Raw genomic sequence first — 221 nt, 5'->3', positions numbered from 1 at the left:
CGGTTGGACTAGCCCGTCAAATTCAAGCTGCTTTAATGCGCTGCGAATAGGCGTCCTGCTCACATTCCAGTCAATTGTAAGCGCTTCCTCTGTTAGGCGCTCCCCTTGTTTGTAGCGGCCAGTTATAATCGCTTCTTTCATTTGCTCGTATACGTTCATTGCCACACCTCTTACAATTTAGTGTAGCCGATGTTCCCAATGATGGCAACGCTTAAATTGTA

The 221-nt window shown here is 46.6% G+C and carries 1 protein-coding gene; it reads right to left on the bottom strand.

Annotated elements, in window-relative coordinates; genetic code table 11:
* Window positions 1-159: GntR family transcriptional regulator (locus CHH91_RS19510; RefSeq protein ID WP_141234270.1), on the bottom strand; the 159-nt coding region annotated here is incomplete at its 3' end.
* Window positions 160-221 lie beyond the last annotated feature (62 nt).

Origin of the sequence: Virgibacillus sp. 7505 (assembly GCF_002272135.1) — a bacterium.
Lineage (GTDB): Bacteria > Bacillota > Bacilli > Bacillales > Amphibacillaceae > Terribacillus.
The sequence above is the reverse complement of the archived record's forward strand: the minus strand, read 5'-3'. Positions and strand labels throughout refer to the sequence as shown.